The organism is Polymorphospora rubra (genome assembly GCF_018324255.1).
In the GTDB taxonomy this organism is placed as follows: domain Bacteria; phylum Actinomycetota; class Actinomycetes; order Mycobacteriales; family Micromonosporaceae; genus Polymorphospora; species Polymorphospora rubra.
Genome location: NZ_AP023359.1, coordinates 3,582,053 through 3,602,287, shown reverse-complemented (window position 1 = coordinate 3,602,287; position 20,235 = coordinate 3,582,053). Strand labels below are relative to the sequence as shown.

Sequence of the window (20,235 nt, the reverse complement as noted above, 5' to 3'; positions counted from 1 at the left end):
ACCGCCAAGATAGAGGGGTTGTTATCCGGGACCCTCGATTACCTCGGTGGCTTTTCCTGTGACTCAAATTCCGACGTGGAGTGGCGGACCAATTAGCCCTACCAGCGGACGCGCGGCACCAGGCACCACAATCGGCGGACGGTACGCACTTCGCGCAGCCGTCGGCCACGGCGGCATGGGCACGGTGTGGCGGGCAGCCGACACCCTGCTGCGCCGCGACGTGGCGGTCAAGGAGGTCATCCTCCCGCCCGGGCTCGCGCCCAGCGACCGCGACGCCATGTACGAACGCACACTGCGCGAAGCGCGGGCCGCGGCGGCTCTGCAACACCCCGCCGTCGTGCAGGTCTACGACGTGGTCACCGAAAGCGGCCGGCCGTGGATCGTGATGGAGCTGCTCGACGCGCGCAGCCTCGCCGACATGGTGATCGAGGACGGGCCGCTGGCCCTCCGCGCGGTTGCCAAGATCGGAATTGCGCTGCTCGGCGCGCTGGAGGTGGCACACGCGATCGGAGTACTGCATCGCGACGTGAAGCCCGCCAATGTGCTGATCTGTTCCGACGGCCGCTGCGTACTCACCGACTTCGGTGTCGCCCGGATGCCGACGGACGTGCAGCTCACCACCCCTGGCATGGTGCTCGGCTCGCCGCACTTCATCTCCCCCGAAAGAGCCATGGGCAGCGAGTTCGGGCCGCCCAGCGATCTCTTCTCCCTCGGCGTGACGCTTTACACCGCGGTCGAGGGTCGTCCACCGTTCGACCGCGGCGACCCGATCGAGACGATGCACGCCGTGGTCGAGGACCCGCCCGCGCCGATGACCCGCGCCGGCGTACTCGGGCCGATGTTGATGGGGCTGCTGGAGAAGGACCCGGCCCGCCGGCTCGACACCCACACCGCCCGCAACATGCTGCGGGAACTGCTGGCCGGACAGCTCGCCAGCAAGGCACCGGGCCACCTCACGACCGACCCGTACTCCGTCGTACCCGGGCCGCGGCCGGCCTGGCAGCCGCCGACCCCACCCGCGGCGCCGACGCCCCCGCCCAGCCCGCCCAGCCCCAGCGGCCGGCGCCCAGCGGCAACATCGGTGGCCGGGCCATGATCGCTCCCGGCGAGTCGTTGACCGACCGCCTCGCCGCCCTGCGTAAGGCCGGCCGGCAGATGCCGACCCCGGCCCAGTACGCGGCCGCCGGACTCGATCCCAACAACCCCGGCGCGACCGGCGAGGTGCCGACGGCGCAGCGTTGGGACGAACCGACGGCCCAGGCCTGGGCGCCCGGCGGTGCCGACGCCGCAGCCACCCAGGTCGGTCCGACCGTCGCCCACCGCCCGGGTCCTCCACCCGGTCCGGCGACCGTCGCCGCCCCGGTCATCACCGGCGCCCCGGCACCGCCGCCCGGCGCGGGCGGGCCGGGCGGCGTCTCGCAGGCCGTCGCCGGCGTACGACGTACCGGGAACTCGCTGTTCACCACCGTCAAGGGCTGGCCGCGCAAGATCCAGGTCGCCGCCGCCGGCGGGCTGGTCCTGTTGCTGTTGATCGGCGGCTTCGTGCTCCTCAACGGCGCCGACGAGCCGACGGAGCCGACGCCGCCGGTGACCGCGCCCACCGAGCCCGCCGGCCCGGCATTCGAGGTGCAGACGCACGCCGAACGTGGACTCTCGGTCAACGTCCCCAAGGAGTGGGCGAGGACCGGCTCCGGGGTGTGGATCGACTTCACCGATCCCGAGGACTCCGGCCGGCGGGTGCGCATCCTGGTGGAGAAGGCCAACACCACCCCGATGCGCTTCCTCCAGGCCGCCGCCGACCGGCTGGACAAGAACACCGGCTCGTGCGCGAAGCCGTACAGCCAGATCAGCCTGCGCCAGGTCGAGCTCGCCGGCCAGCAGGCCGCCGAACTCGAATACACCTGCGGCGACGGCGAGACCATGCGGCACGGTGTGTGGCAGGCCGTCGTCGCCGGCGGCACCGCCTACTCGTTCTACCTGACCTCCCCGGAGACCCGGTTCGAGGAGAGCCGGCCGGTCTTCGACGAGATGACCCGCACGTTCCAGATGACCGGCAACGGATAGCCGACACCCACGACGTGGCCCCACCCGCTCCGGCGGGTTGGGGCCACGTCCTGTTTCCCGGACTCTCCGATCGCGGGCGGTCCCGGCGGCACCGGGGTTGGGGCGGTGGATCGAGCCGACGCGTGTTATCAAGACGGGATGGCAACCGGTACCGGCACGACCGGACTCGACGAACTGCGTGAGCGCGCCCGGATCTGGCTCGACGACGACCCCGATCCGGCCACCCGCGACGAACTGCGGCAGGTGATCGACCGGCTGCCGGACAGCGCGGCCGACCTCACCGACCGATTCGCCGGGCCGCTGACCTTCGGCACGGCCGGGCTGCGCGGGCCGCTGCGGGCCGGCCCCAACGGCATGAACCTCGCCGTCGTCACCCAGGCCGCCGCCGGCCTGGTCGCCTGGCTCGCCGCCCGCGACGCGGACGGCCCGCTGGTGATCGGGTACGACGCCCGGCACGGCTCCAGGGCGTTCGCCGAGCAGACCGCCCGGGTGGCGACCGGCGCCGGCCGGGAAGCCCTCCTGCTCCCCCGCCCGCTACCGACCCCGGTGCTGGCCTACGCCGTACGGCGCCTCGGCGCGGCGGCCGGCGTCATGGTCACCGCCAGCCACAACCCGCCCCAGGACAACGGCTACAAGGTCTATCTCGGCGCCGCGCTGGGCGGCCCGCTCGGCGCCGGCGCGCAGATCGTGCCACCCGCCGACACCGAGATCGAGGCGGCGATCCGGGCCGTCGGTCCGCTGTCCGCCGTGCCGCTCGGCGACCCCGGCACCGTGCTCGGCGAAGACATCGTCGAGTCGTACGTGGACAGCGCCGCCGCCGTGGTCGACCGGGACGGGCCACGGGACCTGACGATCGCGTACACGCCGCTGCACGGCGTCGGCGCCACCGTTCTCACGGCGGCCTTCGCCCGCGCCGGCTTCGGCACACCCGCCGTCGTGACCGAACAGGCCGCGCCCGACCCCGACTTCCCGACGGTGAGTTTCCCCAACCCCGAAGAGCCGGGCGCCACCGACCTCCTGACCGCCCTCGCCGAGCGGACCGGCGCCGACATCGCCATCGCCAACGACCCCGACGCCGACCGGTGCGCGGTCGCCGTACCCGACGGCGGCAAATGGCGGATGCTGCGCGGCGACGAGGTCGGCGTACTGCTCGCCGACCACCTGATCCGCCGCGGCACCGCCGGCCTCTACGCCACCACCATCGTCTCGTCGTCGATGCTGCGCACCATCTGCGCCGCCCGCGGCCTGCCGTTCGACGAGACGCTCACCGGTTTCAAGTGGATCGTCCGGGCCGGATCCGGCGCGGACGATCCACTCGCCTTCGGCTACGAGGAGGCGCTCGGCTACTGCGTCGCCCCCGACCATGTACGGGACAAGGACGGGATCACCGCCGCGCTGACCGTCGCCGAACTCGCCGCCGGGCTCAAGGCCGAGGGCCGTACGCTGACCGGCCGACTCGACGAACTCGCCGCCGAGTTCGGGGTGCACGCCACCGACCAGCTCTCCGTACGCGTCGACGACCTGTCCGAGATCGACGCCGCCATGACCCACATCCGCAACCGCACTCCCGGCACGCTGCTCGACGAGCCGATCACCGCGACGGAGGACCTGCTGCCCGCCGCCGACGTGCTGATCCTGCGCACCGCGTCGACCCGGGTCGTCGTACGGCCGTCCGGCACCGAGCCGAAGCTCAAGGCGTACCTCGAAGTGATCGAGCCGGTCGCCGAGGGCGACGTGACCGGGGCCCGCGGCCGGGCCGCCGCGTCGTTGCAGGCGCTGCGCACCGAAACCGCCGCCGCACTCGGCATCTGGTGACCGCCACCGGGCGCCCGCGGCCAGCCGTGGGCGCCCGGTGGCGGGTCCGGCCAGGCGTCGACGATCAGGCGCGGGCGCCGAGCGCGGCGTCGATGGCCCGGGTCAGCGTGGCGATCACCAGCGCCACCGACGGGCGCACCGTCGACTCGTCCAGACTGACGTTGCCGCCGAAACCGGCGCTGCCGGCGATCTCCTGCAACCGGCGGTGCGCGTCGTCGACGGCGGCACCGCTGAGGCCCAGCGTCGGCTCCATCCGCACGGCGGCGATCAGGGTGGCCAGCGCGGCCGTACGCTCGTCCGGCGTCCCGTCACCGGTGAGCGCCTTCGCCAACCGGTCCCGGGCATCGGTCTCGGCCGTCGCGTCGGTCATCGGGTAGCGGTGCACGTGGATGAACCCGAGCGCGGTCTCGTCGACATCCTGGACGATCCCACGGGCCACCAGGCCGGCGAGCACCCGGTCCCGCAGACCGTGCCGCAACCGCTGCACCCACGAGGCCGGACTGTTCGGGGTGTCGGCCGCGATGCGGGCCAGCACCTCGTCGGCGAGCGGTGAACCGGTCGGCGTCTCGTCGATCACGACCATCGAGCCGTCGGAATAGGCCAACCGGCCGGCGAGCGCCAGATCGACCAGCACCGCCGCGGCCATGCCCAGGTCCAGGCCGATCCGCGACCCGGTCGCCTTACCGGACTCGTCGTCGTAGGCGAGCAGCAGCAGCTCTTCGGCGAGCGCAACAGACGTCATGGCCCGGAACGGTAGTCGGTCCGCGCACGCCACGCATCCATCCTGGCCGTCCGATCGTCGACACGCTCCGCCGCCCGCCCGGCAGCGGCCCGGACCGCTTCGAGCCAACCGAACCGCCGCCCGCCCGCGGCACGATCCCGCCGGGCCCGCCGACCTCACCGGACCGGAACGGTTCGCTTAGGGTGGCCGGGTGCAGGCCATCATCGCGACGCTCGGCTACGTGCTCTCCCCCGACCGCCGACAGGTGCTGATGCTCCGCCGCGACACCCGCCCCGACGACCTGCACTACGGGTTGTACAACGGACTCGGCGGCAAGCTCGAGCCCGGCGAGGACGTGGTCACCGGCATGCGTCGGGAGATCCACGAAGAGTCCGGCCTCGAATGCGGCACCGTCGAACTGGCCGGCACCGTCTCGTGGCCGGGCTTCGGACGGTCCGGCGAGAACTGGTTCGGATTCATCTTCCGCATCCCGACCTGGACCGGTGAACCGAAGCGGAACTGCCCCGAAGGCACCCTCATCTGGACCGACCTCGCCGATATCCTCGCCGGCCGGGTGCCGATGTGGGAGAGCGACCACCACTTCCTGTCCCTGGTCTTCGCCCCCGAGCCCCGCGTCTTCCACGGCGTCATGCCCTTCAAGGACCGCCGGGCCCAGAGCTGGCGGGTGAGCTGAGTTTGCTGGCTGTGTTTGCTGGCCTCGCCTTCGGCTCGGCTGGCTCGCTCCGCTTCGCGCCGCCCCATGCACCGTCTTCGCCCTGCGGGCCGCGACCGCTTCGCGGCGCGATCCTCGGGCTCCAGGCGGTGCGGCGGCGCTCGGTCGACTCGCGACTTCGGGTGCGGTCACACCTGTCCGCCGATTGCTTCGCCGATCTGCGCCGGCTCGGGACGGGGTTGCGGGCCACGGGGCTGACCGGGCCCCGGCGGTCGGATGGCCGAGGTGTGGTGCCGGCTGCGTGTCCTGGCGGTCGGACGGCCGAGAGGCCGTGACGGCTGCGTGTCGTTGCCGGGACCTGGCCGGCCGGCCGGTGGTGGGCTGCGTCCGGGCCGCCCTGACAGGCCCGTCCGGCTGACGAGGTGAGCACTGGAGGGGTTATTCCGCCGGCCGGATAACCCCACCTACGCTCAGTTCGTCCTGCGGGATGTCCGCCCGCCCCAGCGCCGCCGGGGCGATATGTGCTGAACGTCTGTCACGGTGCGGGGCGGGTCGCGGAGTTATCCAGTTGATCTGGGCGGGAGGGACCTTATCGAGCGTGGATAGGGTCCCTCCCGCCCAGATCAACAACGACGAGCACCAAAGACGCTCCCGGCAGAACAGGCCCGGCGCCGGGCGAACCCGGCCGCCACCTTTGACGGAACCTGCGAAGCGTCCGGGCGTGTGCCGGTCGTGACGACCACCAACCGAACCCGGTCGGCGAAGCAATCGGCGGACAGGTTCGACCGCAACCGGAGTCGCGAGTCGACCGAGCGCCGCCGCACCGTCTGGAGCCCGAGGACATGCGGCGAAGCCGTCGCATCTCGCGGGGCGAAGACGGCGCATGGGGCGGCGCGACGCGGAGCGAGCCAGCCGAGCCGGAGGCGAGGCCAGCAAACTCAGCGCGAAGCGGAGTGAGCCAGCCCTCGCGGAGCGAGGGCCAGCAAGCACAGCGAGGACCTAAAACCGGGGCATGCCGCCGAACTGACGGTCGCCGGCGTCGCCGAGGCCGGGGACGATGAACTTCTTGTCGTTGAGTCCTTCGTCGATGGAGGCGGTGACGACGCGCAGGGGCAGGCCGGAGCGGCGCAGCCGGTCGATGCCTTCGGGGGCGGCGAGTACGCAGAGCACGGTCATGTCGGTGCAGCCGCGTTCGGTGAGCAGCCGGCAGCAGTGTTCGAGTGATCCGCCGGTGGCGAGCATCGGGTCGAGGACGAGGACCGGGATGCCGGTGAGGTCGGCGGGCAGCGACTCCATGTAGGCGCGGGGTTCGAAGGTGTGTTCGTCGCGGGCGAGGCCGACGAAGCCCATCGACGATTCGGGGAGGAGGGCGAGGGCCGCGTCGGCCATGCCGAGGCCGGCGCGTAGGACCGGCACCAGCAGTGGCGGGTTGGCGAGCCGGGTGCCCTGGGTGGGTCCGACCGGGGTTTCGACGGGATACCGCTCGGCGGGGAAGGTGCGGGCCGCCTCGTACACGAGCATGGTGGTGAGTTCGTGCAGTGCGGCGCGGAATGCCGCCGAGTCGGTGCGGGCGTCGCGCATCGCGGTGAGTCGCGAGCCGGCCAAGACATGATCAACTACGAGTACGTCCACGATCGCTCAACCTACCCGCCCGTACGGCACCGGCTCTTGTCGAGGCGTGGGCGTACACGTCGCACATGGCGTCCGCGTACCGGGCGGGGGTGTGCCGGCCGGCGTTGACGGCGGCCTGCCGGCCGGTCCGCCGCGCGGTGTCGGGGTGGTCGAGCAGGCCGCGGATGCCGGCGGCGAAGCTGTCGGGGTCGGGGTCGGTACGCACGGCGGCGCCGGCCAGCGGCCCGTGCCGGTGCAGTCCGGGGTCGACGAGTACGGCGGGCAGCGCGGCGAGCGCGGCTTCCTGGAGCACGAGGGCCTGGGTGTCGGTCAGGGACGGGAACGCGAAGACGTCGGCGGCCCGGTAGGCGGCCGCGACCTCCTCGGGCGGCTGCTGCCCGGTCAGGATGATCCGAGCTGCGATGTCGTTGCCGAGAGCGCGCAGTACGGCGGTGAGCCAGCGGGGTTCGACGACCGCGCCGACGAGCACGAGGCGGGCGTCGGGGTTGCCGGCCGCGATCCGGGTGAAGGCGGAGACGAGCAGGTCGACGCCCTTTTCCCGGTTGACCCGGCCGACGAAGAGCACGACGCGGTGGTTCGGTCCGAGGCCGTGCCGGGCGCGGAAGGCCGTGGCGGCGGCGGCGGTGGTCGGCCGGGGTGCGACCCCGGTCGGGACGAGGAAGATCCGGTCGTCGGGCACCGGCAGGCTGATCCGGTCGAGGACGGCGCGGGTGGGTACGACGACGGCGTCGGCGTCGCCGAGCAGCAGGGTGTTGGTCCGGTCGAGGGCGTCCCGGCGCCGGTCGGCGGGGCGGGTCGGTGCCCCGGGCCGGGCCGGTGGCCGGGGTACGCCGAGCCGGCGGGCGTAGAGCCGGACGGCGCCGCGCAGGGCGGGGACGGGCACCCGGTACGCGTCGGCGTACGCCTCCAGGTCGGTGTGGTACGTCTGCACCAGCGGCAGCCCGAGTTGCCGGGCGGCGAGCACTCCGAGCAGTCCGAGCGGGCCGGGGGTGTGCACGTGCACGATGTCGGGCTCGGTGGCGGCGATGGCGGCCAGGGTGCCGGCGGCGGGTGCCGAGCGTAGCAGCCAGGGTGACAGCCGCAGGTTCGCGATGCCGCACGGGATGGCGGGCAGGCGCAGCAGGGCGGGTTCGTCGGGCTGGTCGGGGTGCCGGGGCACGACGGTCAGGCCGGGGTGGCCGCGGTCGGCGAGGGCGTCGGCGAGGGTGCGTACCGAGGTGACGACCCCGTCGCGTCGGGGCAGGTAGGTGTCGGTGAAGTGCACCACGCGCATGACATGGGACGGTCGGGCGCCACGGTCAACGGCAGATTTCGGCGGCACTGCAAGCCGGTGAAGTCTGGCTATCCGTCGATGGACGGGGGCTGGTGGGGCGGGCCGTCCGGCGACCCGGAGTGCCGGATCGGGCGTGCGTAGACTCGGGCGTATGACGGCGACAACGGTGTCCGAGCTGTCCCATGTGACAGGGTCAGAGGCGGCTCTTCGTGCCTTTCTGCACGGGTTGCCCGGGGTTGACCAGGTGGGCGCGGAGCAACGGGCCGCGATGCTCGGCACCCGGTCGATCAAGACGACGGCGAAGGCCTGGGCGATCGACCTGGCGATCCGGATGGTCGACCTGACGACCCTGGAGGGCGCCGACACCCCGGGCAAGGTCCGCGCGCTGTCGGCGAAGGCGCTGCGTCCCGACCCGGCCGATCCGTCGTGTCCGGCGGTGGCGGCGGTCTGCGTCTATCCGGCGATGGTGCCGGTGGCGGCCGAGGTGCTGCGCGGAACTGGGGTGCATCTGGCGAGCGTGGCGACCGCGTTCCCGTCCGGGCAGGCGCCGCTCGAGGTCAAGCTCGCCGACACCCGGGCGGCGGTGGCGGCCGGCGCCGACGAGATCGACATGGTGATCAACCGGGGTGCCTTCCTGTCCGGCCGCTACCTGGAGGTCTTCGAGGAGATCACCGCCGTGAAGGAGGCGTGCGGTGCCGCGCACCTGAAGGTGATCCTGGAGACCGGCGAGCTGGCCACGTACGACAACGTGCGCCGCGCCTCGTGGCTGGCGATGTTGGCCGGCGGCGACTTCATCAAGACCTCCACCGGCAAGGTTCCGGTGGCGGCGACGCTGCCGGTGACGCTGGTGATGCTGGAGGCGGTCCGCGACTTCCGGGCCCGCACCGGCCGGCAGGTCGGGGTCAAGCCGGCCGGCGGCATCCGCACCACCAAGGACGCGGTCAAGTACCTGGTGCTGGTCAACGAGACCGCCGGGGAAGACTGGCTCGACCCGGACTGGTTCCGGTTCGGCGCGTCGACGCTGCTCAACGATCTGCTGATGCAGCGGACCAAGCTGACCACCGGCGCATACTCCGGCCCCGACTACTTCACGCTGGACTGATCATGGGTGTCTTCGAATACGCCCCGGCGCCGGAATCGCGCGCCGTGGTCGACCTCAGGCCGTCGTACGGGCTGTTCATCGGCGGCGAGTTCGTCGAGCCGGCCGACGGCGGCAACTTCAAGTCGGTGAACCCGGCGTCGGAGGAGGTGCTCGCCGAGGTCGCCGAGGCAGGCGCGACCGACGTCGACCGCGCCGTCCGCGCCGCCCGCACCGCGTACGACAAAGTGTGGGGCCCGATGCCCGGCCGGGACCGGGCCAAGTACCTCTACCGGATCGCCCGGATCATCCAGGAGCGTGGCCGGGAGCTTGCGGTGCTGGAGTCGCTCGACAACGGCAAGCCGATCCGCGAGTCGCGCGACGTCGACATCCCGCTGGTGGCGGCGCACTTCTTCTACTACGCGGGCTGGGCCGACAAGCTGTCGTACGCCGGGTACGGGCCGGACCCGCGCCCGCTGGGCGTGGCCGGCCAGGTGATCCCGTGGAACTTCCCGCTGCTGATGCTGGCCTGGAAGATCGCGCCGGCGTTGGCGGCGGGCAACACGGTGGTGCTCAAGCCGGCCGAGACGACGCCGCTGTCCGCGTTGCTGTTCGCCGAGATCTGCCAGCAGGCGGACCTGCCGCCGGGCGTGGTCAACATCGTGACCGGGGCCGGCGAGACCGGCCGGGCGCTGGTCGAGCACGACGGCGTCGACAAGGTGGCGTTCACCGGGTCGACGCAGGTCGGCAAGCAGATCGCCCGTTCGGTGGCCGGCACCCGCAAGAAGGTCACCCTGGAGCTGGGCGGCAAGGCCGCCAACATCGTCTTCGACGACGCGCCGGTCGACCAGGCGGTCGAGGGCATCGTCAACGGCATCTTCTTCAACCAGGGACACGTCTGCTGCGCGGGTTCGCGGCTGCTGGTGCAGGAGTCGGCGTACGACGAGGTGCTGGAGTCGCTGAAGCGGCGGATGGCCCGGCTGCGGGTCGGTGACCCGCTGGACAAGAACACCGACATCGGCGCGATCAACTCGGCGGAGCAGCTGGACCGGATCCGTACGCTGTCCGACATCGGCGCCGAGGAGGGCGCGCAGCGCTGGTCGCCGCCGTGCGAGCTGCCCGACCGCGGGTTCTGGTTCGCCCCGACGATCTTCACCGGGGTCACCCAGGCGCACCGGATCGCCCGCGAGGAGATCTTCGGCCCGGTGCTGTCGGTGCTGACGTTCCGCACCCCGGCCGAGGCGGTCGAGAAGGCCAACAACACGCCGTACGGGCTGTCGGCCGGGATCTGGACCGAGAAGGGGTCCCGGATCCTGTGGATGGCCGACCGGCTGCGCGCCGGGGTGGTGTGGGCCAACACGTTCAACAAGTTCGACCCGACCTCGCCGTTCGGCGGCTACAAGGAGTCGGGCTACGGCCGCGAGGGTGGCCGGCACGGGCTGGAGGCGTACCTCGATGTCTGAACGGCAGCGGGTGGCGGTGCGTAAGACGTACAAGCTGTTCGTCGGCGGGAAGTTCCCGCGCAGCGAGTCGGGACGGTCGTATCTGGTGCAGGACTCGAACGTGGCGCTGGCCTCGCGCAAGGATGCCCGGGACGCGGTCGTCGCGGCGCGGGCGGCGGTGAAGGGCTGGTCCGGGGCGACCGCCTACAACCGGGGGCAGATCCTCTACCGGATCGCCGAGATGCTGGAGGGCCGCCGCGACCAGTTCGTCGGCCTGGGGTTGCCGGCGGACGAGGTCGACGAGGCGATCGACCGCTGGGTCTGGTACGCCGGCTGGGCTGACAAGATCGCCCAGGTGCACGGCGGGGCCAACCCGGTCGCCGGCCCGTACTTCAACCTGTCGGCGCCGGAGCCGACCGGGGTGGTGGCGGTCGTCGCGCCGTCGACGCCGGCGCTGCTCGGTCTGGTCAGCGTCGTCGCGCCGGCGATCGTGACCGGCAACACGGTGGTGCTGCTGGCCGCCGAGGAGCAGCCGCTGGCCGCGGTCACCCTGGCCGAGGTGCTGGCCACCTCCGACCTGCCGGGCGGCGTCGTCAACATCCTGACCGGGCGGGTCGCCGAGACCGCGCCGTGGCTGGCGGCGCACCTGGACGTCAACGCCGTCGACCTGACCGGGGTGACCGATCCGGGATTCGCCGCCGACCTGGAGCGGGCCGCGGCCGGGAACCTCAAGCGGGTGGTCCGCCCGCCGGCGACCGCACCGGACTGGTCCGCCGACCCGGGCGTACACCGGATGACGGCGTTCCTGGAGACCAAGACGGTCTGGCATCCCCGGGGGATCTGACCGCACAGGGTATCTACTACAGGCTGTAGGCTTAGCCTGTGATGCGACTGGGTGACCTCGAACGGGCCGTGATGGACGTGTTGTGGGACCGGGTCCCGGCCGCTGACGGGCGGGTCGGGGTGAGTGTCCGTGAGGTCGCCGAGGCGCTGCACGACCGTGAACTGGCCTACACGACGGTGATGACCGTCCTCGACCGGCTGGCCGGCAAGGGCATGGTGGAGCGGGAGCGCGAGGGCCGGGCCTGGAGCTACCGGCCGGCCGCGACCCGGGAGGCCTACATCGCCCAGCTGATGCTGGACGCGCTCGACCTGGCCGGCAGCCGGGACGCGGCCCTGGTCCGGTTCGCCAGGTCGGTGACCGGGACCGAGGCCGACGTGCTGCGGGCGGCGCTGGCCGCCGAGGCCGAGCCGGCCATGGCGGACGACGTCGCGGACCGGCGGGGCTGACCCGGTGGTCCAGGCCGTCCACTTCGCCGCGTCGCTCCTGGCCTGCTACGTCACGGCCCAGGTGCTGCTGCGTGTCGGCTGGTTGGGCCGTTCGTGGACGTGGCGCAGTCCGCGGGTGGCGATCGTGTGTTGGCAGGCGCTCGGCCTGGCGTTCGGGCTGTCGGCGATCGGCCTGCCGATGGCGCTGGGGCTGGCGCCGTACGGGACCGGTACCGGCGTGGCCCTGTGGATGCTGGCGACCGACCTCGTCGGCGGCCGGCTGCCGGCGGGGCTAACCGCGCTGCACCTGGGGCTGGTCGGGGTCGGGTTCGGGGTGGCCGCGACGCTGCTCGGGACGCTGGCCCGCAGCCTGCTCGGCGCGTTGCGCGCCCAGCGCCGGCACCGCGACCTGCTGACCCTGGTGGCGCGTGCCGATCCGGCGGTGCCCGGTGCGCTGGTGCTCGACCATCCGAGCGCGGCGGCCTACTGCCTGCCCGGCGTACGGCCCCGCGTGGTGGTCAGCGCGGGCACGCTCTCCCTGCTCGACCGGTCACAGCTCGCGGCGGTGCTCAGCCACGAACGGGCCCATGCCGACGAGCGGCACGACCTGGTGCTGCTGCCGTTCACCGCGCTGTGCCGGGCGCTGCCGTGGGTGCGCTGGGTGCGTACGGCGCACGACGAGGTGGCGCTGCTGGTGGAGATGCGCGCCGACGACAAGGCGCGGCGGCTGCACGCCGACGAGCCGCTGGCGGCGGCGTTGCTGCGGTTCGCGACCGCGCCGTCGCGGGTGACCCCGGCCGGGGCGCTCGGCATCGCCGACAGCCATCTCGACGCCCGGGTACGCCGGCTGCGGGTGACCGCCCGGCCGCCGCGGCTGCGGGTGGCGTCGGCGTTGGGGGTGGCCACGCTACTGGTGTCAATACCGGTCACCCTCTTCGTCTCCTGAATCCGCCGCCCCGCCGGGGAACGCGAAGTTCCGTCTCTTATAGGTAGGCAATCTACGTGTAGCCTGCCGGGCACAGGAGGCCCGACCTGGGCCCGCAGACCGGAGGGTGGCCATGGACCCGCTGCTCCTCGCGCGCCTTCAGTTCGCCATGACGACCACGGCGCACTTCCTCTTCGTGTTGGTGACGCTCGGCCTGGTGACCCTGCTCGTCTACCTCCAGACCGCCTGGTTCGTGACCCGCAAACCCGAGTACGAACGGCTGCTCCGCTTCTGGGGCACCCTCTACCTGGTCAACTACGTCCTCGGCATCGGCACGGGCATCGTGCTGGAGTTCCAGTTCGGGCTCAACTGGAGCGGGCTGTCCCGCTACGTCGGCAACGTCTTCGGCGCGCCGCTGGCGATGGAGACGCTGGTGGCGTTCTTCCTCGAATCGACGTTCCTCGGCATGTGGATCTTCGGATGGCACCGGCTGCGGCGAGGCGTACACCTCGCGTTGATCTGGGGCGTCGCGCTGACCGCGTACCTGTCGGCGTTCTGGGTGATGGTCGCCAACGCCTGGCTGCAGAACCCGGTCGGCTACCGGGTCGAGGACGGCGTCGCGCACCTCACCGACTTCGGCGCCCTGCTCACCAACCCCACGCTGGGCAGCGCGCTCGGGCACGTCGTGACCGCCGCGCTGGTGACCGGCGGGATGCTGATGGCCGGGGTGAGCGCCTGGCACCTGATCCGGCGTACCCCCGACCATGCGCTGTTCCGGCGGTCGCTGCGGATCGGCCTGGTCACCGCGGCCGCCGCCACCATCGCCCTGGTCGGCTTCGGCTTCGCGCAGTTCGTCGTGATCGGCACCACCCAGCCCACCAAGCTCGGCGGTGCCCCGGCCGACAGCGCCGCGCTGATCGACGACTGGACCGCCCGGTTCGGGCCTGGCGACTACTCGCCACCGGCCTGGACCGGCGTCCCGCTCGAACTCATGATCCTGATCGGATTCGGTCTGCTGCTCCTCGCCGTGCTCGTGCCGCTCTGCTGGCGGGACTACCTCATCCGGCTCCGGTTCCCGCTCTACCTGCTGCTGCTCGCCGTACCGCTGCCGTTCGTCGCCTCGATCCTCGGCTGGATCACCCGCGAGGTCGGCCGCCAGCCCTGGGCGGTCTACGGGCTGCTCAGCACCGCCGACGCGGTCACCCCGGCCAGCGCGGGACTCATGCTCACCTCGCTGATCGGCTTCACCCTGCTGCTCGGCACGCTCGTCGTCGCCAACTGGATCATCTTCGTCCGGTACGCCGCCCGGGGCGCCCACGCCGACCTCGCCCTCGGCCGGCCGGTCGACGCCCCGCCGCCCGCCACGCCGCGCCCCGACCCGGCACTCGTCTGAGGAGGCCCGATGGAAACCCTCTGGTACGCCCTGCTCGGCCTCTTCTTCGCCACCTACCTGGTCCTCGGCGGCTACGACTACGGCACCGGGCTGCTGCTCGCCCGTACCCGGTCCGGCGACGACCGGCGGGCCATGCTCAACGCCGTCGGCCCGTTCTTCCTCGGCAACGAGGTCTGGCTGGTCGCGGCGATCGGCATCCTCCTCGGCGCGTTCCCCTTCCTCGAGGGCGAACTGCTGTCCGGGCTCTACCCCGCCGTCGCGCTCGCGCTGGCCGGCGTCGTCGTGGTGACCGTCGCCGTACAACTGCGCAGCCGATTGGCCAGCCCGCGGATCCGCACCGCCTGGGACCGGGCCGTCATCGCCGGTTCCGTGATCGCCGCACTCGGTTGGGGCGCCGTACTGGCCGGGCTGCTCCAAGGCGTTCCGCTCCAGCTCGAACGGCACGCCATCGGGGTCGGGCACGTCTTCACCCCGTTCGTCGCCGCCGGGGCGCTCGCCCTGCTCGCCCTGGTCGCCGTGCACGGGGCCGCCTTCCTCGCGCTGCGCCTGCCGGCCGGGCAGGCCGACCACTTCGCCCGGCTCGGCCGCCGGCTCGCGCCGGCCGTGATCGGCGTCGTCGGCCTCGCCGCCGCCGTCGGCGCCCTGTCCGGCCGGGTACGCGAGACCGTCCAGCAGCCGGGTGTGGCCGTACTCATGCTCGTGGTCCTGGTCACCGTGCTGGCCGTCGCCGGCACGGCGATCACCCGGCGTCCCGGGCTGGCGTTCGCCGCCACCTCGGTCGCGGTCGCCCTGCCGGTACTGCTCGTCGGGGCCGCCACCTGGCCGTACGCGCTGGTGTCCAGCGCCGATCCGGCCGCCGGCATCACCGTCGCCGACGCCGCCGCCAGCGGGCCGACCCTGCGACTGTTGACCTGGGCGGCGCTACCGCTCCTGCCGGCCCTATTAGGCTTTCAACTGATGAGCTGGTGGGTCTTCCGCGGACGCACCGACGGCCGGGCACCGGTTTACTGGTGAGCAACCGCCGCCCCTTCGATCCGCGCCTGCTGCGCCGGGTCCCCGCGACCCGGCGCCACCTGGCCGTGCTCGGACTCCTGGGGGTCGGCGCCGCCGCACTGATCATCACGCAGGCGACCGCGCTCGCGACCGTGCTGGCCGAGGCGATCCACGGCCGGCTGGACCGCGCCGCGCTCGCCGTCTTCGTCGCCACCGTCGCCGCCCGGGCCGGGCTGGTCTGGGCGCAGGGCGTGGTCGCCGCGCGCAGCGCCGCCGCCGTCAAGGCCGCGCTGCGGGTCGACCTGCTCGACGCCGTCGGGCGGCGCGGGCCGGGCTGGCTCGCCGGCCAGCGGGCCGGCACCATCGCCACCCTGACCGGCCGCGGCCTGGACGCGCTCGACGCCTACTTCACCGGCTACCTGCCCCAACTGGTGCTCAGCGTCACCGTGCCGATCGCGGTGCTGGCCCGGCTGACGTTCGCCGACTGGAGTTCGGCGCTGATCGTCGCGGTCACCCTGCCCCTGATCCCGATCTTCGGCGCGCTGCTCGGCTGGCAGGCCCAGGCCGCGACCGAACGGCAGTGGCGCCGGCTGTCCCGGCTCGGCGGGCACTTCCTCGACATGGTCGCCGGCCTGCCCACGCTGCGCGCCTTCGGCCGGGCCCGGGCCCAGGTCGACGTCGTACGCCGGATGGCCGACGGCCACCGCCGGGCCACGATGAGCACCCTGCGCATCGCGTTCCTGTCGGCGCTGGTGCTGGAACTGGTCGCCACGCTGTCGGTGGCGCTGGTCGCCGTACCGATCGGGCTACGACTGCTCGGCGGTGGGCTGACCCTGCAGACCGCGCTGCTGGTGCTGCTCCTCACCCCCGAGGCCTACCTGCCGCTGCGGGCCGCCGGCAGCCGCTTCCACGCCAGCATGGAGGGGCTGACCGCGCTCGACGAGGCACTCACCCTGTCCACCCGGGAGACGCCCGGGGCCGGGCCGGGAGCCACCACCACCGCCCGGGGCACGGCCGCTGCCGGGGAGTCCGTACCCGCCCCGGCGCCGGACGCCGCGATCCGGCTGGAGTCGGTGACCGTCGACTACGGACGCACCATCGCCCTGCGCGACGTCTCGCTGACCATCCGGCCCGGCGAACGGATCGCGGTCGTCGGCCCCAGCGGAGCCGGCAAGAGCACCCTGCTCGGCCTGCTGCTCGGGTTCGTCACCCCGACCGACGGACGGGTCGTCGTCGGCGGCGCCGAAGCGCGATCCGCGTCGCCCGGCGATCAGATACTCGTCGACGCCGCCGGCCCCACCGGTGTCGACCTGGACGCCTGGCGGGGACGGATCGCCTGGGTGCCGCAGCGCGCCCACCTGTTCGCCGCCTCGCTCGCCGACAACATCCGGCTCGGCCACCCCGACGCGCCGGCCGACGCCGTACGGCGGGCGGTCCGGGCCGCGAATCTCGACGATGTCGTGGCCGGCCTGCCCGACGGGCTCGACACCCTGCTCGGCGAGCGCGGCCACGGCCTGTCCAGCGGGCAGCGGCAGCGGGTCGCCCTGGCCCGCGCCTTCCTCCGGGTCGAGTTCGCCGGCCCCGCGCCGCTGATCCTGCTCGACGAGCCCACCGCCCGCCTCGACGGCGCCGCCGAGGCGGTCGTCCTCGACGCCACCCGCCGTCTGGTGGCCGGCCGGACCGCGCTGCTCGTCGCCCACCGGCCGGCGCTACTGCGGGAGGCCGACCGGGTGCTGCGGGTCGACGACGGAAGGGTCCGCGAACTCACCGCCGTCCGTCCGGCGCCCGACGTGGTGGCGACCGCATGACGCCCACCACCGCCGACCGGTCCACCGTCACGGCTCCGGCCTCCGCACCGGCTCCGGCCGCCGCCGCCCGCCCGGCGGACGTCGACGCCGGTGGCCGGCCCGGGGGTGGCGCCCCTGCCGACGCCCGCCGACTCGGTGCCGAGCGCACCGTGCTGCGGCTCGCCCGCCCCTACCTGCCCCGGCTCGCCGGCGCGGGACTACTCGCCGCCGGCACCGAGATCGCCGGCCTCGCCCTGATGGCGACCGCGACCTGGCTGTTGATGACCGCCGCCGGCCGCCCCGAACTCGACACGCTGACCGTCGCCATCGTCTCGGTACGGGCGTTGGCCATCGGGCGGGGCGTCCTGCGGTACACCGAACGGCTCGCCGGGCACGACGCCGTGCTGCGCATGGTCACCGACGTACGGGCCCGGGTGTTCGCGACGCTCGCCGCCCGGCCCGGCCCGGTCGCCGGCCAGCGTTCCGGGGACGCGCTCAGTCGACTGGTCTCCGACGTCGAGGCCGTGCAGGACCTGGTGCTGCGGGTGCTCGTACCCGCCGCCGCCGCGACCGTGGTCGGCCTGCTGGCGGTCACCGGTACGGCGTTCGTCTCCCCGGTGGCGGCGCTGTGCCTGCTCGCCGGGCTGCTGGTCGCCGGCGTCGCACTGCCCGCCGCGGCGACCGCGCTGACCCGCCGTACGGCCGACCGGGTGGCGCCGCTGCGCGGTGCGCTGGCCGTCGACGCGGTCGACCTGACCCAGGGCGCCGCCGACCTGGCCGCCTTCGGGGCGGCCCCGGCCGCGCTCGACCGGGCCGGGGCCCGCGCCGCCGAACTCGCCCGGCTCGAACGCCGGCTCGCGGTCACCGGCTGGGCGGTCGACGCGGCCGGCACCCTCGTCGTCGGCGCGACCGTGGCCGCGGTCGTGGTCGCCGCGCTGGGCGCCGACGTCGGCGGGGTGCTCGTCGGCGTGCTGGCGGTCGGCACCCTCGCCGCCGTCGAGGCGACCCTCGCGCTGGTCGGCGCCGCCCGGCAGTGGACGCTGTTGCGCGCCGCCCTGGGCCGGGTCGCCGACCTGCTCACCCCCGACCGGCGGGACCTCCCGACGCCCGCGCCCGCCACCAGGGCGACGCCGACCGACGGGTCGACCGCCGCCGGCGACGGCGGGTCCACGCCCGACCGGTCGGCCGCCATCTCGTCCGGCCTCGACTGCCGGCTCGACGCGGTGACGGTCCGCTACCGGTCCGGCGCCGCCCCGGCCCTCGACGACGTACACCTCGACCTGCCCGCCGGCCGCCGGATCGCGGTCGTCGGGCCGAGCGGCGCGGGCAAGAGCACGCTGCTCGGCGTGCTCACCGGCACGGTCCGGCCGGCCACCGGCACGGCCACCCTCGACGGCACCGACCTGTTCGGCCACGACCCGGAGCGGCTCCCCCGGCTCGTCGGCGGTCTGCTCGCCGAGGCGTACGTCTTCCACGCCACGGTCCGGGAGAACCTTCTGCTCGGCCGCGCCGACGCCGACACCGACGAGCTGGCCGCCGCGGTGGCCGCCGCCGGACTCCTCGACTGGATACGCCAGCAGCCCGACGGCTGGGACACCATGGTCGGCGAGGACGGTGCCCAACTATCCGGCGGCCAGCGGCAACGGCTGGCCCTGGCCCGGGCCCTGCTCGCCGCTCCGGCCGTCCTTGTGCTCGACGAGCCGACCGAGGGCCTCGACCCGGCCGCCGCGGACGCGGTCCTCGCCGGCCTGCTCGCCGGCCTCGACCCGCGACGCAGCCTGGTCCTGGTGACCCACCGGTTGCGCGGGCTCACCGGCGTCGACGAGGTGCTGGTGCTCGACGCCGGGCGGATCGTGCAGCGCGGTTCCGCCGCCGAACTGGCCAGCCGGCCCGGCTGGTACCGCGACCAGTGGCAGCTCCAGGAGGCCGCCGAGCGCGGCTACCTGGCGCTCGGTCCGGCCGAGGAGCCGCCCGTGGGTGGCTCGGGGCCACCCTGAACCGCATATCCGGACAAAGTCCTGACGCGCCGGCGGGTCCGTCCGTGGCAGGCTGCGAACATGCCGGTTCCCGCCCCCGAGATCGACGACTACCTGCGCGCGCTCGGTGAGCGGCTACACGGTCCCGGCCGGCTGAAGGCCGACCTGCTCGCCGAGGCCCGCGGCAGCCTGGAGGACGCCGCGGAGGCGTACGAGGAAGGCGGACTGGCGCCGGCGGCCGCGCGGCGTCGCGCGGTGGCCGATTTCGGCACCCCCGGCGAACTCGTGCCGGCCTACCAGGCTGAGCTGGCGGCGTCGGGGACCCGGATCCTCGCGGTACGGATCGTGGTCGTTGCCGTCGTCCTGCTGTCGTCGGCCGATCTGATGTGGCAGGGCGCGCCGTGGACCGGTCCCCGGCCGCCGGCCGCATACCTGGCGCTGTCGGCCCTGCTCGACCTGTTGTGGATCCTCACCGGCCTGTTGGCCGCCGGGGCCTGGCTCGGGCTGCGGTACGCCGCCCGGCGCGGTACGCCGGTACGGCTGCCCCGCCTGCTCGGCCGGTCGATGGCGGTGTGCGTGGGGCTGGCCGCCGTCGCCGGTGCGACCCTCTTCACCTGGTCGATCGTGATGTGGGACGCGGCGGTGCGCTGGCCGCCGCTGCTGATCGGGATGGTCGCCGCCGGCGTGGCGTTCGGCTGGCTGGCGGGGGCGGTACGCGGCTGCCTGGTCGGGACCCGCTGACCGCCCACGGCGTCAGCCGCGGCGACGGGCACCGGCGGGTCTTTCAGGTGGCGGCCGGCGGCGGGGCCTCGGCGTCGAGGAAGCGGCCGACGGTGGCGCTGAACTCCTGCCAACCGGTCCGTTCGGCGCGCAGCGCACCGTGCCCGGCGCGGGTAAGCCGGTAGGTGCGCCGTTGCCGCCCGCTGACCGTGCTCCACTCGCTCTCGACCAGCCCGGCGCGCTCCAGCCGGCGCAGGGCCGGATAGACGGTTCCGGTCGGCAGGTCGAGCACCCCGCCGCTGCGCGACCTGAGTGCCTCGATGATGGCGTAGCCGTGCAGGGCGCCGCCTTCGAGCACCGCGAGCAGCAGCGCGTCGAGGTGGCCGTGCAGCGCCTGCGCCTTCATAGGTAGCAAGACTACTAATGGTTGGGCCGATCTCCAACGGGGTGCGACGTTCGCCGCCGACGGCCGCA

The 20,235-nt window shown here is 73.7% G+C and carries 16 protein-coding genes and 1 pseudogene; 13 read left to right on the top strand and 4 right to left on the bottom strand.

Translation table 11 applies throughout. The annotated features are described in order from the left end of the window. The first annotated feature begins 58 nt into the window (after nucleotides 1–58). A pseudogene (locus Prubr_RS16550) lies at nucleotides 59–2,064 on the top strand (protein kinase domain-containing protein). A 138-nt stretch (nucleotides 2,065–2,202) separates the two neighbouring features. Further along, nucleotides 2,203–3,879, top strand: coding sequence for a phospho-sugar mutase (locus Prubr_RS16545; protein ID WP_212826431.1), 1,677 nt, complete (start codon nucleotides 2,203–2,205; stop codon nucleotides 3,877–3,879). Between the two features lie 64 nt (nucleotides 3,880–3,943). Here the strand turns inward: Prubr_RS16545 and Prubr_RS16540 are convergent, their stop codons facing one another. Continuing rightward, nucleotides 3,944–4,621, bottom strand: a complete 678-nt coding sequence (locus Prubr_RS16540) for a GOLPH3/VPS74 family protein (RefSeq protein WP_212826429.1) — start codon at nucleotides 4,619–4,621, stop codon at nucleotides 3,944–3,946. A 190-nt stretch (nucleotides 4,622–4,811) separates the two neighbouring features. On the opposite strand from Prubr_RS16540, the gene Prubr_RS16535 reads away from it, so the two are divergent. Continuing rightward, nucleotides 4,812–5,294 carry an NUDIX hydrolase gene (locus Prubr_RS16535; protein WP_212826427.1) on the top strand — a complete coding sequence of 161 codons (483 nt, stop codon included), beginning with the start codon at nucleotides 4,812–4,814 and terminating at the stop codon, nucleotides 5,292–5,294. A gap of 978 nt (nucleotides 5,295–6,272) precedes the next feature. On the opposite strand, the gene upp is transcribed toward Prubr_RS16535, so the two are convergent. Together upp and Prubr_RS16525 are read right to left on the bottom strand one after the other, a co-directional pair. Next, a complete protein-coding gene (gene upp / locus Prubr_RS16530; RefSeq protein WP_212826425.1) occupies nucleotides 6,273–6,905 on the bottom strand; it encodes a uracil phosphoribosyltransferase in 633 nt (210 codons plus the stop codon). After that, the gene (locus tag Prubr_RS16525) at nucleotides 6,886–8,178 is read right to left on the bottom strand and encodes a glycosyltransferase (RefSeq protein WP_212826423.1); all 1,293 of its coding nucleotides are present in this window, start codon (nucleotides 8,176–8,178) and stop codon (nucleotides 6,886–6,888) included. The genes upp and Prubr_RS16525 overlap by 20 nt, the downstream gene beginning before the upstream one ends. Nucleotides 8,179–8,329: 151 nt before the next feature. On the opposite strand from Prubr_RS16525, the gene deoC reads away from it, so the two are divergent. From deoC to Prubr_RS16475, 10 genes are all read left to right on the top strand, one after another. Further along, entirely contained in the window at nucleotides 8,330–9,280 is a 951-nt protein-coding gene (gene deoC / locus Prubr_RS16520) for a deoxyribose-phosphate aldolase (protein WP_212826420.1), read from the top strand. Between the two features lie 2 nt (nucleotides 9,281–9,282). Beyond that, a complete protein-coding gene (locus tag Prubr_RS16515) occupies nucleotides 9,283–10,719 on the top strand; it encodes an aldehyde dehydrogenase family protein (protein WP_212826418.1) in 1,437 nt (478 codons plus the stop codon). Beyond that, nucleotides 10,712–11,542 (top strand): aldehyde dehydrogenase family protein, encoded by an 831-nt coding sequence (locus Prubr_RS16510; RefSeq protein ID WP_212826416.1) that lies wholly within the window; start codon nucleotides 10,712–10,714, stop codon nucleotides 11,540–11,542. The genes Prubr_RS16515 and Prubr_RS16510 overlap by 8 nt, the downstream gene beginning before the upstream one ends. A gap of 38 nt (nucleotides 11,543–11,580) precedes the next feature. Continuing rightward, the gene (locus tag Prubr_RS16505; protein ID WP_212826414.1) at nucleotides 11,581–11,988 is read left to right on the top strand and encodes a BlaI/MecI/CopY family transcriptional regulator; all 408 of its coding nucleotides are present in this window, start codon (nucleotides 11,581–11,583) and stop codon (nucleotides 11,986–11,988) included. Nucleotides 11,989–11,992: 4 nt separating this feature from the next. Further along, entirely contained in the window at nucleotides 11,993–12,913 is a 921-nt protein-coding gene (locus Prubr_RS16500; RefSeq protein WP_212826412.1) for a M56 family metallopeptidase, read from the top strand. 112 nt (nucleotides 12,914–13,025) lie between these two features. After that, nucleotides 13,026–14,285: a cytochrome ubiquinol oxidase subunit I gene (locus Prubr_RS16495; RefSeq protein WP_212826410.1), complete on the top strand. Its 1,260-nt coding sequence runs from the start codon at nucleotides 13,026–13,028 to the stop codon at nucleotides 14,283–14,285. Nucleotides 14,286–14,294: 9 nt separating this feature from the next. Next, nucleotides 14,295–15,299 (top strand): cytochrome d ubiquinol oxidase subunit II, encoded by a 1,005-nt coding sequence (locus tag Prubr_RS16490; protein WP_212826408.1) that lies wholly within the window; start codon nucleotides 14,295–14,297, stop codon nucleotides 15,297–15,299. Next, nucleotides 15,296–17,086 carry a thiol reductant ABC exporter subunit CydD gene (gene cydD / locus Prubr_RS16485; protein ID WP_212826406.1) on the top strand — a complete coding sequence of 597 codons (1,791 nt, stop codon included), beginning with the start codon at nucleotides 15,296–15,298 and terminating at the stop codon, nucleotides 17,084–17,086. Before Prubr_RS16490 ends, cydD begins: the two co-directional genes overlap by 4 nt. Further along, nucleotides 17,083–19,062: a thiol reductant ABC exporter subunit CydC gene (cydC, locus tag Prubr_RS16480; protein WP_212826404.1), complete on the top strand. Its 1,980-nt coding sequence runs from the start codon at nucleotides 17,083–17,085 to the stop codon at nucleotides 19,060–19,062. The genes cydD and cydC overlap by 4 nt, the downstream gene beginning before the upstream one ends. A 60-nt stretch (nucleotides 19,063–19,122) precedes the next feature. Beyond that, the gene (locus Prubr_RS16475) at nucleotides 19,123–19,782 is read left to right on the top strand and encodes a permease prefix domain 1-containing protein (protein WP_212826402.1); all 660 of its coding nucleotides are present in this window, start codon (nucleotides 19,123–19,125) and stop codon (nucleotides 19,780–19,782) included. Between the two features lie 43 nt (nucleotides 19,783–19,825). On the opposite strand, the gene Prubr_RS16470 is transcribed toward Prubr_RS16475, so the two are convergent. Beyond that, complete coding sequence (locus Prubr_RS16470; RefSeq protein WP_212826400.1) at nucleotides 19,826–20,167, bottom strand: PadR family transcriptional regulator; 342 nt, start codon at nucleotides 20,165–20,167, stop codon at nucleotides 19,826–19,828. Nucleotides 20,168–20,235 lie beyond the last annotated feature (68 nt).